The 16,398-nt window shown below is 51.4% G+C and carries 10 protein-coding genes; all 10 read right to left on the reverse strand.

The window, feature by feature from the left end:
* Nucleotides 1-2 precede the first annotated feature (2 nt).
* The 10 genes from FRY98_RS14120 to FRY98_RS14165 all read right to left on the reverse strand — a co-directional run bounded on the left by FRY98_RS14120 (nt 3) and on the right by FRY98_RS14165 (nt 16,363).
* Nucleotides 3-2,078 carry a helicase-related protein gene (locus FRY98_RS14120; protein ID WP_148452935.1) on the reverse strand — a complete coding sequence of 692 codons (2,076 nt, stop codon included), beginning with the start codon at nt 2,076-2,078 and terminating at the stop codon, nt 3-5.
* 195 nt (nt 2,079-2,273) lie between these two features.
* Nucleotides 2,274-2,696, reverse strand: a complete 423-nt coding sequence (locus FRY98_RS14125) for a hypothetical protein (protein WP_148452937.1) — start codon at nt 2,694-2,696, stop codon at nt 2,274-2,276.
* Nucleotides 2,697-2,984: 288 nt separating this feature from the next.
* Nucleotides 2,985-3,713, reverse strand: a complete 729-nt coding sequence (locus FRY98_RS14130) for a response regulator (protein WP_148452939.1) — start codon at nt 3,711-3,713, stop codon at nt 2,985-2,987.
* On the reverse strand, nt 3,706-4,881 hold the full coding sequence (locus FRY98_RS14135; protein ID WP_225039318.1) for a sensor histidine kinase: 1,176 nt from the start codon (nt 4,879-4,881) through the stop codon (nt 3,706-3,708). The genes FRY98_RS14130 and FRY98_RS14135 overlap by 8 nt, the downstream gene beginning before the upstream one ends.
* A gap of 47 nt (nt 4,882-4,928) precedes the next feature.
* Entirely contained in the window at nt 4,929-7,664 is a 2,736-nt protein-coding gene (locus FRY98_RS14140) for a stalk domain-containing protein (protein WP_148452944.1), read from the reverse strand.
* 213 nt (nt 7,665-7,877) lie between these two features.
* The gene (locus FRY98_RS14145; protein ID WP_148452946.1) at nt 7,878-11,180 is read right to left on the reverse strand and encodes a SwmB domain-containing protein; all 3,303 of its coding nucleotides are present in this window, start codon (nt 11,178-11,180) and stop codon (nt 7,878-7,880) included.
* Between the two features lie 192 nt (nt 11,181-11,372).
* Complete coding sequence (metK, locus tag FRY98_RS14150) at nt 11,373-12,575, reverse strand: methionine adenosyltransferase (RefSeq protein WP_148452948.1); 1,203 nt, start codon at nt 12,573-12,575, stop codon at nt 11,373-11,375.
* Nucleotides 12,576-12,796: 221 nt separating this feature from the next.
* Complete coding sequence (locus FRY98_RS14155; RefSeq protein ID WP_148452950.1) at nt 12,797-13,069, reverse strand: alpha/beta-type small acid-soluble spore protein; 273 nt, start codon at nt 13,067-13,069, stop codon at nt 12,797-12,799.
* A gap of 128 nt (nt 13,070-13,197) precedes the next feature.
* Nucleotides 13,198-13,734: a hypothetical protein gene (locus FRY98_RS14160; protein ID WP_148452952.1), complete on the reverse strand. Its 537-nt coding sequence runs from the start codon at nt 13,732-13,734 to the stop codon at nt 13,198-13,200.
* 106 nt (nt 13,735-13,840) lie between these two features.
* Nucleotides 13,841-16,363, reverse strand: a complete 2,523-nt coding sequence (locus FRY98_RS14165) for a hypothetical protein (protein WP_148452954.1) — start codon at nt 16,361-16,363, stop codon at nt 13,841-13,843.
* Between the last annotated feature and the right edge of the window lie 35 nt (nt 16,364-16,398).

A 16,398-nucleotide genomic window follows, 5' to 3' on the forward strand; every position in this document is an offset into this window, starting at 1 on the left:
TTTTAAACAACCTCCTCATCTTCTTTTAAAAAACCATGCTTATACGCCATTTCATTCATCTCGCGAATTTGACGGACGGCTCCCTTTTGCGAACGGGTCCATTCTGGAGAGGCGAACACGACTCGCCCTTTGGGATCGTCTTTGGACCTTCCCGCCCGCCCCGCCATTTGCACCAACGAGGCCTCGTCGAACAGTTCACTGTCTGCATCCAATATGTATACATCGCTCTTTGGTATGGTTACGCCACGTTCCAAAATGGTGGTCGTTACCAGAATTCGGGTTTGGGCGGCGCGGAATTCGAGCACATGGTCACCTCGCTGCTTGTCCTGCGATGACGTCCCTTCAACGGCCACCGCTGAGAAATGCTTCCGCAAAAGAGCTACGACAGGTTCAATATGGCGAATCCGCGCCACAAAAACAAAAATCTGCGCGCCTCTTTGCATCGACGTCTCCAAAGCAGCAAGCAAGGCCTTGGGCAGCTCCCCCCTACGCAGGCAAACATCGACCGGCTTCATGCCGATCCGCACGGGCAGCGGTAGCGGGTGACCGTGGAACCTCGCCGGAACCTTGGCATGGGGCAGGCTGCCGCTCCGAACCTCACGCTCCAAGCGAGCCGGCGGCGTAGCCGAGAGAAAAACAAACCGGCCGCACGGCTTGCAGGACTGCGCTGCGGCATACGCGAGCATCGGGTCGTTGTGGTACGGGAAGGCGTCGATCTCATCGATAATGACCAGATCAAAAGCCTGGTAAAACCGCATCAGCTGGTGGGTCGTCGACAGAACCAGCTTGGCCTCCGCCCAGCGCTGCGGGCTCCCCCCGTAAAGCACGGCGGTGGGCACTTCCGGGAAAGCCTTGGCGATTCGCGGACCGAGTTCCAGGACGACGTCGCGCCTCGGCGTCGCGACGAGTACTTTGCCGCCGCGGTCCAGGCTGTAGCGGAGCAGCGGAAAGATCATCTCCGTCTTGCCCGCACCGGTCACCGCCCAGAGCAGAAATCGCGGCGGTCCCGGCGTCGGCCCGGACGGAGCCGCGCGGCGCGGCAGCAGTCGGCCAAGAATCGGGATACCGATTCGCGACCAAGCGACGCGCAGCGGGCCGCCGGCCTCGGGGGAGGCGGCCGTGGGGGCTGGCGCAGCCGGTTCCGGCGGCTGCGCCAAAAAACGCAGCGCGGCGGCGGCCGCTTCGCGCTGCGCCGGGCTCAGGCCCCACCGGTCCAGCAGGGACCCGGTGGGGCACCCCGTGCCACCGCCTGCGGCGGGCGGCACCTCGGCGCTGCTGCCGCGCAGCAGCAGCGCACAAGAGCGGCTGCGCCCCAGCGCGAAGCAGGCCTCGCAGTAGGCGCAGCCGCCGCAGCCGCACGACCCGCAGGGCGTGCGACGGTGCACCCCGCTGCCGCAGCGCCGGCAGCGGAGCTCCGGGGCCCGCCGCACCAGCGGGCGGGCCGGCCCGCCTCGGGCGTCCGCTCGCGCGACGCCCGACGTGAGCTGCACGCGCCCCTGCAGGTGCGCGTGCTGCAGCGCGGAGCGCCAGGCCGGGCCCAGCTCCGGCAGGCGTTCCGCCAACAGTTGCTGGAGCTCCGCTTCCAGCAGCGACCGCCCAGCCAGCGCGTCGGCGAGTCGCGACGCTTCAAGCGGCCCCGCTGCGGGGAAGTCCCGCCCGCGCAGCAGGGCCGCCCCCGAGGCCGTAAATCCCCGCCCTCGGACCCACAACCACTTCAAGTTCGCCGCTTCGCCCAGCGAACGGATCCCCATCGGCACGCCTTGTCCTCCGCCAATCACGACCTTCGTTCGTTCCGCCAGCAGTTCCGCGCCTAGAACTCCCTCCATGTACCGGAGCCAATCACGGTCCGACCAACGATCCAACTCCGCCCCCGGACGATGACCGAAATCGTCCCTAAGCGTCACAGCCCATCCCAAAGGCATTGCGGATGAGATCTGAAATACTCCCTCGGCCGCACTAAACCGGCCTCCCGCCTCCTCCAATCTTTTGGACCACCAATCAAGGTCGGTACATAAATCCAAAGTGACCCATAAAGTCCAAGCTTGCTTCCCCCTTACGGCATACAATCCTGCTTTCATTTGGTTCCCCTCTCTTTTAGATAACATTTCATTCTGAATGTAGTCGCTTTCAAACTTCACTCTCAAGTTACTCCGGATTGTAAAAGTCAAAAATACGGATAAATGGGCATAAACGCAAAAAAGCACACTCCCCGGCCTTTCGCCTGAAAGAGTGTGCTTCACACCTTTAACTCATATCCTCTGTAAATTATTGAATTATACCTGGACATAGGGAATTTTCGCCGCCTCCTGCGGCTTGCGAAGATCCACATGAATCAGAGTCTCTTCCCCTGTCAGAGTGCCCGACCCGATTTTTCCCGAATCGCCCGACGCTCGCCATGACCGCAGCGTCAAGTCGATCCCCGGCTGATCCCGCAGCTTGTGCACGATCTTACGGGTATCATCCTGGGAATAATCGTCCAGCACCGTCACCTTAACGGACTCGCCACGAATCCGCGCATACCATGATAAAGCCCTTAAATACCACTCCATTTGGTCCCCGTGATTCCGCGTAACCAAAATATAGTGCGTTCCCCCGGAGTCCTCCGGCGCTTGCCGCCGAAGCCTGCCGTAAGAAAGGTGAACGAGCAGCGCCGCCACCACATAGCCGAACAGAATCCAACCCATGTGAACAACCATGGCCATTCCTCCTTGTAGAGCCCTTCGGCGGCGGGCCTTTCCCACCGCTGCCGAACACCCCTATATAGCGACAATATATGCCGCACCAAGGAAGACGGTTCCAAACGCGTTTTGCTCGTTAAGCTATATTAACAATTTTAATCTTATGTATGCGCCCCGGCAAACCCTCTTACTCTAAAATTTTTTAGAACAAGAGGGCGTCCTCTTATTTCATGTTCCAACAAAATTTGGAACACTAGACCGCAAAAGATCCCTAATTCGTGCTGTACGGCCTGCTTGTCAGTTCCTTTACAGGGTTACCCAGCCGAATTTAATGGCGTTGATAACGGCTTGCGTCCGGTCGTCGACATCCATTTTTTGCAGAATGCTGCTGACATGGTTTTTGACCGTTTTCTCACTGATAAACAAGTGTTCTCCGATCATCTTGTTGCTGCGTCCTTCCGCCATTAACCGAAGCACTTCCGCTTCGCGGCGCGTTAACGGATTATCTTCACCGGCCACGAATTTGACCCCGGCTTCGCGAATCGCATGATCTTCCGCAATGGCGCCGGTTTCGCTCAAATATTCCATACGGCGAAGCTGTTGAATCAATTTGCCCGTTACCTTCGGATGAATGAAGGCGTTGCCCTCCGCCACCGTGCGGATCGCGTTGATCAGCGACTCGGCCTCCATATCCTTCAGCAAATAACCGGTCGCCCCTTTGCGCAGGGTTTCAAATACATAACTTTCATCATCATGAATCGATAAAATAATGACCTTTACCTCCGGAAGCGCATCGCGAAGCTCGGCCGTCGCATCCACTCCGTTCAAGAGCGGCATGTTGATGTCCATGAGTACGATCTCCGGTTCGAGCTGGTGGCAGCACTCCAGAACCTGTGAGCCGTCACCGCATTCCCCCACGACCTCGATATCTTCCTCCATATTCAAAATCCGTTTCAATCCCTCGCGAAACAGCTGGTGATCGTCAGCCAAGAGAACTTTAATTGTTTGTCTACTGTTAGTAACAAGGTTATCCATCCTGGTACTCCTTTCTCTTCTCTGCATTTGTCGGAATGTGGATAATGATTTTGGTGCCTATATTCGCTGTCGACTCTATTTCCATTCTTCCTTCCAGCAATTCTACCCGTTCCCGCATCCCGATCAGACCAAAATGGGTGTGCTCCTTTGTCTTCTGCTCCAACTGGTCAACCTTGAATCCCAGTCCATTGTCCTGAACCACGATTTTGACCATTTGAGCCTGATAGGTGATATCGACGCCAACATAGGTAGGAAAGGCATGCTTGGCTGCATTGGTGAGAGCTTCCTGAACCAGTCTGAATACCGCCGCTTCCATGGGTGAAGACATGCGATGTTCTTTCCCTCTTGTTTCGAAGGTCGTTCTAATTTTGGTCTTCTCTTCGAAATCATGTACATACTTGCGCAAAGTCGGAATCAAACCTAGGTCATCTAAAGCCATGGGACGCAAATTAAAAATGACTTTCCGCATTTCTTCCAGACTGGAACGGACTTGACTCTTCAAGTCTACTATTTCGTCCTGTACCATCTTAAATTCCTGCTTGGCAAGCATTCTTTCCACAATTTCCGTCCTAAGAACTAGATTCGCCAAAAGCTGAGCCGGCCCGTCATGAATCTCCCGCGAGATCCGCTTTCTTTCTTCTTCTTGCGCCAAAATAATCTTTAAACCGATCATCTGACGGTTTTTGGCGGATTCCAAAATCCGGGTCACTTGACCTAGTTCGCCTGACAGGTATTCCAAGACAACGCCCATTTGCGAACTGACGGTTTCCGCCCGTTCCACGGATTTTTCGACATTTCTCGCCCGCTTCTGAAGTTCGTCCCTGCGCGCCTTCAGATACATTTCTTTTTCCCGGTAAATCAAAAGATCCAACTGTAGCTGGGTGGCCTTCTCATACGCCTGCTTGATGTCTTCTTCCTTGTACCGCACAAAATCCCGGCTGACTTCCGTCAGCCGGATGCGGGAACGTCGGTAATTGATTTCCAGTTGGTCGACCTTTTCCACGGTCTCTGCGGTTTCTTTAACGACCTGCTGCAACTCATTGTTGAGCGTCTTCAGCTCATTCCGCGCTGCGTCCAAAATTTCAAGGATCTGCAGCTTGCTATTTTCCATAACGCCTACGGCGTTTTTAATAACGCGGTCAATTGCATCAGCTTGATAGTCTGCCACTTCACCCTTCTCCATTTCCTGTGTCCGTATACTCCGAACTTATCATATCATGATTCAAGGGTAATGGATTTGGTTTTCTTTTCCCAATTTACGGATATCCCTAGCTGCTCCGATACCAACCGTAGCGGGACTAAAGTCCTATTATTGTCAATAATCGGAGAAACCTCGGCCTTTTTCGTCGCTCCGTTAAGGATGAATTCCTTCTTGCCCACGGTTAACTCCAGCACGCTGGTCCCGCGCGTCACGGTGATTTTCCCCGCCGTTTTGTTCCACGCCGCTTCCCCGCCAAAAGCATCCACCACATACTTGATCGGGATATACGTCGTTCCGTCCTTTATAAGCGGAGCCACGTCCATATTTTGTTTTTGTCCGTTTACGGTCATCGATTTCTGTCCTGCCGTCATGATCACCTTAGCGCTCGGCAGGCCGGTATCCAAAGCCGCATTCCCGCCCGTCGCCGGCGCGGTAAACCGGATATTGTCAAAAGATACGCTGCCCGTCAAAGCGCGCTCATCCTGACCGTCCTCCAGATTGACCACATAAAGCCGTTTCAGCTTGGCCGGGTGTTTCAGTCCGCTCGCGGTCAGATCGATCGTCAACGTCTTCCAACCGGTGAAGTCGAGCGGCCGCGCAAGATCCACATAAACGCTCTTTCCGTCCGCTCCGGCAAACTCGGCCCGCAGCCAGTTCAGACTCGAATCCCCGAGAACGTCGATCGCCATCGAAGTGGCCCCTTCAGGAATGGCTTTGCCTGCGGTTCCATTGATCTGGGCGTAACCGAATTTATTGCCGGTTCCTCCGGTGAGGTCATAATCCAGTTGAAGCACCTTGGAGTTGGAGCGCTCTCCAGTGCCCTGCACGATTGCTGCCGTTCCTTTGGCCTCCGCCGGCAACCCTGTGAAGGATACCGGATAGCTCGCGTTTTCAAAGCTTTCCCATACCTGCTCTTCGGAAGAGGACAGCACGATCGGCGTGCCGCTGAATCCGTCATATTTCGGCGTGGCGTAAGCTACCTTCGCTCCGTTGTTAATGGATTGCACCGTCAGAACTCCATTTTGCACGCTTGCCTTCATGCCGGAGAATACCCACTTCACCGCCTCATTCGGCACTTCAACGGTGCGCCCGTTTTTCAATTTGGCGGTCACCGGTACAGATACGGTTGCCCCGGCTTCCAATGGCGCAAACGTCGTTACCGGCGTCAAGCCGTCCAGATCGCTGCCGCCGAGCACGGTCACGTCCATGCTGCTCTTGGCCTCACCGCTTACCGCCGTAATTTTCGCGGTGCCCGCTTTCACGCCCTTGAAGCCCGATCCGGTCCACGCCACATTCCCGTTGCTCGACTTCCAGGTGGCTTGAACGCCCGACGTATCGATCGGGTTGTAATAGTTGTCATAGCCCTTCAAGGTAAAAGACACCGTCTGCCCGATCAGCAATGTCGATGCTCCGCTAACCCGCAGTCCTTTGAGCGTTCCCTGGGGAGCTATCGTGAACACGCCGAGTCCATTGGCCACGGCCCGTTGACCCGCCGACCCGTTGGAGGTCGTAAAGGTCAGTTCGGCTTCCGTCTCCGCGAGCGGACGCGTAACCATCGTCGTCGACCCCCCGCCGTCGAGGTTTAGCCCTTTCCAGACCCCGATCGAAGTCATAAAGCTTTGCAGTTCCTTTAAGGTCATCCCGGGACTGTCGCTGTTCTTCTCGGCCGTGATAATGTAGGCCTTCTTCCCGTCTTGCGAGTAACCTACCGCCGTCCGGGCCACGGAACTGCCTCCGCTGATCGAGGTCGTCGAGCGGGTGAACGAGGAAGCCTTCCCCTGATCAACCAGAAGCGTATGACCCCCGATCATCATTTTGAAATCGGAAGGGTTGATCTCCTGCCCGCTCGTTTGGGAAACCAACTGGTACGTCGTTTCCACCCGCTGCCCAACCGCAAGATGAGCGGATATGTAATCTGCCGCTAGACCATGCGCACGCAAAATATACCCGTCCGCCGGAACCGGACCGGGAATTGCCGACTGAGAAGAAATTTGCTGGACAACTCCGCCCTGAACCAGCACCTCTGTCGGTGTCGTTCCGCTCCCTTTCGGACGGTCTTCGGATTTCCAGGCGCTGGTGTAGATAAACATCTTGTTCACATGGCTGTAAGCCTTCTCCGGCTCCGTTGTATAGGACTCCTGGTTTATCCCCGCCAGCGGGAACGTCGAGCCGTCTTCGGCCAGGATGGTGCCGCTGAAGCCGTAACGATCGATGACCGGCGTATTGTCGCTTTTTACTCCAAAAGCAAACATCCCCGTAAGCTGTGCCGGACTGGTCACCAGCGTGCCTTTGGAAACGGCGGCGCCCATCGGTACCCCTTGTCCCCCGGTGGCAAAGAAGTCCCCGTTCACACCGGCAACGGCGCCGGTTTCCTTGGCCATGCCTTCCACGGCTTGCCGGGTCGTCAATTGGCCTCCCTTGCCCGTCATCACATCCAATTGGACGTACGGGTTACTTAAATCTACTTCGACTACGTCGGCCAGCACATTGACCTGCTTCCCCGAACGTGTAGTCGTGTAACGATATTTTACGAGCTTCGCTCCGGACGTAACGATTTCCTCTCCCAAACGGGTGGCCTGGCTGGCCGCCGCATGAATCGTCGATGCCGAACCCCCGAACAACTCGGGCAACACGACCGGCTGAATCCAGATCAGCCCCGCCAACGAAACTAGAATCCACTTTTTCCCCCGATTTGCAGCCAATTGAACCCGTTTCGTCTTCTTTCCGGTTTCTTCTCTACGAACTACCATTTTATTTTGCTACTCTCCCATCTTTTGTGTGCTATCTATGATCCGGAGACCTCCCCGGGAATCTTCCACCTATTTAATAGACTACAATCGGGCGGAAAAGTTACGAAAAAAAGCAAATTTCATGAGATTTGGCGAAAATTTCTATTTCCAAAAAGAAACAGCCCACTCTCCGAGAAAGAGAGCAGGCCGCATAGCATGGGTCTGCACATATTTTTACAGGTAGTTCAAATTGTTCAAAACCCGCTTAACCATTACTGCAGCTTGGGCACGGGTTGCATTCCCCTTAGGCTGGAACGTATAGGCGTTAACGCCCTGGATAATGCCCGCCTTGACCGCTTTGGCCACCGTTTCCTTGGACTGGATCTTCGAGTTATCTTTAAAGCGGCCGAGCACCTGCGCGGCAGAAGTACCCAGGCTCGTATCCTGTCCGGCATACTCCATCGCCCGTACCATCATCAAAGCCATCTGCTCCCGGGTGATCGGGCTTCCCGGTTTAAACGTCCCATCGGGTGTTCCGTTGATAATTCCCGCTTTCGCCGCCGCGCCAATGTACCCTGCTACCGCGCTTCCCGACGCGACGTCGGAGAACCGGCGTGCATTTGAGGCGTCCGGGGTCAGCCCGAGCCCTTTAGCGATGAACACGGCAAACTCGGCGCGGGTGATGTTTTTGTCGGGTTCAAATTTGGTTCCCGAACGGGTATCGATGATCAGCTTGCTCGCAAGCTCCGTAATATCTTTACTCGCCCAATGCTTCAGGGTATCCGTAAAGTAACTGTAGCCCGCCGCGGGCCCAACCGCTTTGCTTCCGTTGATCTTTCCGCTGAATATAAACGCGTTTCCGGCCCCCTTGACACTCGAAGGTACGAAAGAGGCTGTTCTGCTTAACAGCTCGTATTGAGCCAGGAACGTTTGATTGCTGGCCGTTGTGTTGGGTGCTTTCATGTAAATGGTTCCGGTCGTATTCAACTCGACTGCGTTTTGCGCTGCCGTGTCGCTAAACACCGTCACACCGATTTGAATCGGGTCGATCAAAGGCGTTGTCGTAACCCCATTACTATAGTTCAACGTCGGCATCTGAACCTTCGTTACCGGCTCCAACTGTATGGTGATAAATGCGGAGGTTAGCGCCGATACATTCAAGGATCTCGAGATCTCCATATAAGGGATTTTCTCGATGGGCAGATCATACATTACCGAATTGTATTTCACCGCAAAGTTACCGGTTTTACCGCTGCTGTACATGTCCATCAGGGCGGTTACAGGAACAATCACCTCAGCCGCCTTTTCGGTGGAAGGCACCTCGAACACGATCCGTTTTGTCGCCGCGTTGCTCGCCGTTAGGTATTTGTATGCATTCTGCAGCTTCACCGTATCGATCGTATATTTTTTGATCCCCTGGCCGAATTTGGAACGGCTGTCCGCCGCTTGAGCCGCGCTGATATTCAACAAGTACCCGCCCACGCCAAAATCGACATTCGACATGTTCGTGAGATACTCCGGTTGGGAGGTTGGCGTCGTCGGGGTCTGTCCATTTGGATTCGTTTGGCCCCCCGCCGTATTTTGTACCGCTATGTTGTTAAAGCTTTTCAGTTGATTGCCAAGCGTATCGTAAAGCGGAGCCGCCCCCGTCAAATAAGACAGCGTAACTACCTGCCCGGCCGTTACAGGCGATGCCAGTTTCAGTACGACGGTGTTCCCGCTAATCGTAGCGGATTTGATACCTACGCTAACCTTGTCCACGAATACATTAAATTGATTCACCGGGAGGTAAGACATCCCCCGCAGCGTGTTGTTATAGGTGATCGTCAATGTGTCACCCGTCACTGTGGCGGAACGTACCCCCTCGGCTACCGACGTATAGGTGACAGGCTGCAGATTAATGTAACCCGCCAGATTTCCGTTCAGATCGGCAATCCCGTCACTGCCGTCAGCTACGTAGGAGACGGTTACCGCTTGTGACTGTGTAAAAGAGGAAGCTAAAGTGAGAATAACCTGATTATTCTTAATTTCCACAGCATTTACATATACTGGCGCATTATTAACCAGCACCGAGAACTGGCTTTTTAAAGGTAATTGGGTTGTTCTTAAAGCCTCATTATAGTTTAAAATAATGGTTCTATCGGAGCCTTGCGCACTCTGAAATACGGGTGCCACGGAATCATAAGTATTGCGTACAAAGTAATCATTGAATCCGGCAATTTCCATGCCTCTGTAATCCTGCAACGGATACGAGCCGGGTTTATAAGAGACTTTTACGACTTCACCGTTGGAAATGGAATCGGATAGGTAAAGCGTAATGGTCGATCCACTGTGTGCTAACCTGCTAATGCTCTTTGCCTTGCCGTCTGCCATTATCGTGAATTGCTGATACGCACTGCTCGATGGACTTTTTAATGTTTCGGTAAAGTACAAAGTTACTGTATTTCCGCTAGCTCTACCGTCGCTTGGCTTTGGACTCACCGAATCAATCCCATTGGTAACCACACGGCTGGAGAAAGTCGCAGCGGCATTCCCCGAACGGTCCCTAATCGACTGTCCGGTATAACTAATTTTAACGTCCTGCCCTACCGCTACCCCGGTTCTTAACTCCACGTACACATACTCTCCCGAAACAGAGACGTCATCAACCTTACGGCTTTCCCCATTTACGGTTACCGTAAAACTATCGTCTGAAATATATATGGAGGAATCGAGCCTTTCATTGTACTGCAAACGGATTCGTGTATTGTTATACATCGAAGCATTCTGGAGAACCGGTGCCGTTTTATCGTTATCAGATGCCGTAGTAAAGTACCAACGGCTGCTGCCTGAGAAACCTTCAAAGTATTTGGAACTATCACTAGCGTCCATAATGCCATTGCGGTCAGCTTCCACATAATAAGTCGTTCCCGACTCCAGTGCGGATTTCGGCTTGATCGTGATCGTATTGTAACCGTTGGATGTCACATTAATCGGAACGGAGTAGGAGTTGCTGGATTTGCGAAGCGTAAGCCCCCCCTGCGAAGTATTCAGCTTTACATTTTTATTGAACTGTATGCTCGGCTGGACATTCACACTGACATTCGTGCTCCCGGCAGATGGATAAAAAGAAGACACCGTAATCGAACTTGTGCTTCCGGCGACCGTTCTAAAGGTCCAGTTCTTCACCTCATTCATCGTACCGTCTTCTCCGACAAAGGTACCTCTAGGCACTTCTACCGTATACTGCGTGTTGTAATCAAGCTGTCGTGAGGGAGAAAACTGCACCTCATACGTTGCCGAAGTAACGGTAGCGTTGATTCTTTCCGAACTGGTGGTGCCGCTTTTCGTTAACCAGATCGCCCCATTCGAGGTGACCTTCTGGTTAAACCGCATCGTGATTTTGGTACTGACAGGTACGTTGCTCTCCCCGTTAGCCGGGCTTGAACTGACCAAATCCGTCGGAGAGATGGCCGCCGAAACCGACAAGCTTCCCCAAGCGTTTAACAGATTGATGACCATAAAGATGGCCAAAAATGCCGATACTTTTCGTTTCATTCGTCAAAATTCCCCTTTCACCTGCATCGCTTATGTATCATTTCACGCCATAGGCCATAAAGCGCATACCTATATTTATTAACGGCAGATGAGGGGGCGAAGTTTAGGGAATCCGTGGAAAGGGTTATTTTCAAAATAAAAAACAGGATATCTTACCTCCAAACGGAGCAAGATACCCTGTATGTGTTTTTCTTAGATACCAGCTTGAGCTTTCAAAGCCTCAGCCTTGTCGACGCGTTCCCAAGGAAGGTCGATATCCGTACGGCCGAAGTGACCGTATGCCGCGGTTTGACGGTAAATCGGACGACGGAGATCCAGCATCCGAATAATGCCCGCCGGACGAAGATCAAAGTTTTCGCGAACCAGCTCAACCAGCTTCTCTTCCGCAATCTTCCCTGTTCCATACGTGTCTACGTTAATGGAGACCGGGTTGGCTACGCCAATCGCGTAGGCGAGTTGAATTTCCACTTTATCGGCCAAGCCGGCGGCAACGAGGTTTTTGGCCACGTACCGGGCTGCATAAGCCGCCGAACGGTCAACCTTGGTCGGATCCTTCCCGGAGAAGGCACCGCCGCCATGGCGCGCATAACCACCGTAGGTGTCGACAATAATTTTACGGCCTGTCAGACCGGCGTCGCCTTGCGGACCGCCGATAACAAAACGGCCTGTCGGGTTAATGAAATATTTCGTTTCCCCATCCAGCAATTCCGCCGGAACGACAGGGAGAATGACTTTTTCTTTAATATCTTTCTGGATTTGCTCCAGGGTGATTTCTTCGGCATGCTGCGTGGATACGACAATCGTGTCCACACGTTTCGGTTTGCCATCGATGTACTCGATGGTCACCTGGGTTTTACCGTCCGGACGGAGGTAATCCAGCGTACCATCCTTCCGTACCTCGGAAAGGCGGCGGGCGATACGATGGGACAAGGCGATCGGCAACGGCATTAATTCCGGCGTCTCATTCGTAGCAAATCCGAACATCAAGCCTTGGTCGCCGGCACCGATATTCTCGGTTTCTTTGTCCATTTGAGCCGGATCGCGGCTTTCCAGTGCTGCATTAACGCCTTGCGCAATATCCGCAGATTGCTCGTTAAGCGATGTCAAAACAGCGCAAGTGTTGGAGTCGAACCCGTACTTGGCCCGGGTATACCCGATCTCTTTCACCGTTTTACGCACGATGGCCGGAATATCCACATATTCCGATTTGGTGCTGATTTCGCCGATTACGAGGACAAGCCCGGTAGCGACAGAAACTTCGCACGCCACACGAGCGTAAGGATCGTTCTCAAGGAATGCGTCAAGAACCGCATCGGAGATTTGGTCGCAAATTTTATCCGGGTGCCCTTCGGTTACGGACTCGGAAGTAAATAAGTGTCGCCCTTGGATGGACATGAAAATCAACCTCCCCTTTGGATAGTATGGCAAAAGCCCAAGTATCCAATACTGAATATAATACCGATGAATCCGTGAGGATCAACGATCGGGTGAAATCGACCCTAATCAAAAAATGAACCTTTCCCTTAGCGGAAAAGGTTGAATTGACAATCCTCAAAAGTCATATTAACGTATTTGCCAGGTCATGTCAAAAGAAATAAGGGACAAGTCCGCAGTTTTTATAAAAGAAGCTGTTTTTGCGCCTCAGCGACAAGACGTTTCGTAATTTCCCCGCCGACCGAGCCGTTTTCCCGGGAAGTCATGTATTTCCATTCCGCCCCTGAACCGCCCGAGCCGTAAGCGCCGAGCTCACCGGCAAATTCAGTATCCGCTGAACCTGCCAAGCCAGTACCCGTGGCAACGGGAAGTCCGAATTCCGCGGCAATTTCATATTTCATCTGATTGATCATTTGGCGGCTTTCCGGTACGATTTTACGATTGCTTCTTGCCATTTGGGGTGCACCTCCTGCAGAATTTTTTTCACAGGAATAGTATGTGCACCAACCCTTCGCTTAGCCCTTTTAATGTTTGTTACATCTGGCAAAATCATGCGTATCAGGTTTATGACTTTCTATACTGCTTACTTAACCGAGTAACCCCCACGTACCATGACCGTCAAGTTGTACTTGTTGCCCTCAGCAACCTGAATACCACGTCCCGCACGCGGAAAAGACAGCAAGTGGTTGTTCGCCACAGCCCCCCCGTTGCCGATATCCTTGCCATCGGTCAGATCCGCAACACCACTGGTATCTTCACTGTATACCACCGCTTTACCCGAGCGCACAATAAATTCTGCCCCTGCCGAGGCGATGAGGATCTTCCCTGGCTTCACCTCGACGATCTCGATGGCGTCGGCACTAGCACCGTTGTCTTCATTCTTGGCCGGTGTTGTCGGATTGGTCGTAGACGGCGTAGTCGGTGCCGTAGTTGTCCCTCCGCCTTTTATGGCTTGTTGGATCGCCTGATCCACATAACTCTTCGTCACGACCGGATCATCAGCTGTTCCCGGTTGAGTAGACACGCCGGCCCCTTCTGCCGTTAAATTCATCAATGAACCTGCCCATATTCCTCCGCCAACCACCACAGCGGCCGCGGCTACTTTCCAAGCTATCTTCATGGCTGCTCCTCCTCTATTTCTCCTTTGATGATTCTATCATATTCATTTAATGAGAAAGGAACAAGGCCAAAGTCGTTTATGACTTTGGCCTTGTTTCTGAGTTAGATTAAAGATCAGTATCGGAATAGCCGACTGCTTGAGTAGCAATTTTAGTTTTAACTCCCTGATAGAGATCATAAACAGAAAATTGGAATGAGCCACTTCTGAAATTCGTAAAAATAGGGTCATTGACAACAAAGGTATATTCCCTGTTAGATGCTAATTCAAAATCCTTTTCAAGTTCGATTTCCTTTTCAAACTTGGCTCCGCTCGAGTCCATAACTTCCAACAAGAACTTATGTTGGAACTCGCCCATCTCAAAGGTCAGGTCACGTTTCAGTTCATACTTAAAGCGTACTTCCAGACCTGAGCCACCCGTTTTCCCTTGGATATTTACAATATTCAAAGTGTACGGGAATAGATCGATATCCCGCAACGAAGTTTTAAGATCCCGGCTACCGACATTCAGCTCCATAGCCGACGCGTTCACATAGCCTGTAACCGCCTCTTCTGCAGTACTTGTAAATTTATTTTCCGAAATACTTTCTCCGATTACCAGGTCCCAATTGGAGGCATCCGCATTTTTAGGTATTTGAGCAGAGAAAGTTACAATGCTAGCAGACTTAGGTCCAACCGTACGAGTAACTTGATTAGCAGTTGCTTTATAGTATTGTCCATCTTTTGTACGGAAGTAACCCGTTAGGCGCGAAAGGTTGCTTTGCTTGTCTTCCAGGTTACGCATAATGAGCTCAGTATAAATCACATCATTTGTCGTTCCTTTATACAAGAACGTTTTCCGTGTTTGCAAGTCAGCCTTCTTACCAACTGTGTTCAAATTAAAGAATGCCCCATCAGCTACCAGGTCTAGATCGTTAGTCTTTCCATAATTGGAGAACATGACCCAACTGGATGTTTTATCCGTACCGATTTTTTTCAACAACTGAACTTGAAGTTGCGAGAATTTCAAGCTTGCAGGAACATTGGCTGTTACATAAACATCTACCTTTTCGCCAGCACCCAGTACTTGTGACTTATTGGTACTCACGACATTCACAGTGCTATTCAAGTCCGTTAAATCGAGCTTATAGGCACCGGCAAAATCAGGCAACTTGGCAGCCTGAGTTCCTTTGTTCTCAATTGTAAATTTAGAAGTCAGCAGATTACCGTCATTCCACGGAAGGGTTTGAACACTTTTCAAAGTTACCCCAAATGTACCGTCATTATTTTTTACAGTACGTTCTTGACCCAAAGCATGCTGCATTTCCTCGTAATTAGGCAGTTTATACATTGCGATTGGATAAGTAGCAGCACTGGTTGTTGGTGTTGCCGTGCCTTCTCCCCCACCGCTCGAAGCAGCTGTGGTTGGTGTCTTTAAAACCAACTGAAGCTTCTCGGAATTAGCAATAACTGGAATCGAGCCATCCACAGAAACTATTTCTTCTTCATCCGGCTCCAAAGTAATTTCCGCGAGGTTGCTTGAAGTCAGAGAGTAGGATTTGCCTTCGGCTTGAATTTCGAATAGGTATCCCGGCAAGGTAACTGTGCGATCACCTTTATTTTTTATTGAAAACTGAATAGAAAGAGAACTTTCACCAAAACTTTGATTCCGGGTAACGCTCAGCAATTTAGTAGCTATATTAGTATTCTCTACATCCAACACTTTTTCCTGATTTGCTGCAGTTACCGAGGACTGGCCTTGCTTCGTGCCTAAATTCATGGAAGCTACAGGAAGCTCACTCTTTGCAGTTTCATCCGTCATGGATATCACCAACTGCAAATTATTTAAATTGACTGTACTCGGCAGTTTGGCAATTAGATTTAGTGTCTTGTTCTCTTGTGACAGGATTTGCACATTGGAGCTGGAAGCGTCAGGAGTCAGTGCAAACGGCGTACCGCTTTGGGTTTGTACAAAATACTTAAGCGCCGGATTAACCAGAGATTGCGGACTTGTATTCTTGAGATTTAAAGCGACGTGCACGTAATTATAATTACCTTGATTCAGTACACTAACCGATTTAACGGAGGCCGAAGCTGTCAAGTTGCCCAAAGTTAGTTTCTCTGTGCCTTTTAGCGGTGTTGTGGCGAGGTAATTAGACGGAATACTAATAGTCCCAAGAATCTGCTCATAATTGGCAACATTGAAATTCCACTTTATGACCTGAAAGTTTAAATCACTATATTTCAGCCCTTTAGCGATTTTCGTCGTATATGTAACACTTAATGAGGAACCGGGAACCACCTTTTTTTTGTCTTTATCTGAGCTCAAGACTGTTGCACTATAGACTGTGCCTGTTTTGGTTTTAACCTTTGTCCAATAATCAACTAACGATAAACTTTTGCTCCCATTGTTGTAATAAGTCAGGGTGTAAGTTAACACACTTTGATTATCCTGAGCTAGGATATTCACATTGCTTAATTTGACGGAACTATTTGCCCCCAAATTTACGCCTTTTAGGTCTTTAAGCGTCTTCACAGCCGCTTGCTTTTGTGCATTAGTCGCTTTAGATGCCGCATAAATTGGACTTATCGATGCTGTTCCAACTAAAGTAGCGACAGCCAAAGATGCAGCGATCCATTTGGTTTTATTCAAGTTCAAACCTCCTAAATGCAGTTGTATTTTTCTAT

The sequence above is a fragment of the Paenibacillus faecis genome (genome assembly GCF_008084145.1).
Taxonomy (GTDB): domain Bacteria; phylum Bacillota; class Bacilli; order Paenibacillales; family Paenibacillaceae; genus Fontibacillus; species Fontibacillus faecis.

What these genes read in the sequence shown, in the direction of transcription:
- FRY98_RS14120 (WP_148452935.1), bottom strand. Translation starts at nt 2,078, where the DNA reads ATGAAAGCAGGATTGTATGCCGTAAGGGGGAAGCAAGCTTGGACTTTA.
- FRY98_RS14125 (WP_148452937.1), bottom strand. Translation starts at nt 2,696, where the DNA reads ATGGTTGTTCACATGGGTTGGATTCTGTTCGGCTATGTGGTGGCGGCG.
- FRY98_RS14130 (WP_148452939.1), bottom strand. Translation starts at nt 3,713, where the DNA reads ATGGATAACCTTGTTACTAACAGTAGACAAACAATTAAAGTTCTCTTG.
- FRY98_RS14140 (WP_148452944.1), bottom strand. Translation starts at nt 7,664, where the DNA reads ATGGTAGTTCGTAGAGAAGAAACCGGAAAGAAGACGAAACGGGTTCAA.
- FRY98_RS14145 (WP_148452946.1), bottom strand. Translation starts at nt 11,180, where the DNA reads ATGAAACGAAAAGTATCGGCATTTTTGGCCATCTTTATGGTCATCAAT.
- metK (WP_148452948.1), bottom strand. Translation starts at nt 12,575, where the DNA reads ATGTCCATCCAAGGGCGACACTTATTTACTTCCGAGTCCGTAACCGAA.
- FRY98_RS14155 (WP_148452950.1), bottom strand. Translation starts at nt 13,069, where the DNA reads ATGGCAAGAAGCAATCGTAAAATCGTACCGGAAAGCCGCCAAATGATC.
- FRY98_RS14160 (WP_148452952.1), bottom strand. Translation starts at nt 13,734, where the DNA reads ATGAAGATAGCTTGGAAAGTAGCCGCGGCCGCTGTGGTGGTTGGCGGA.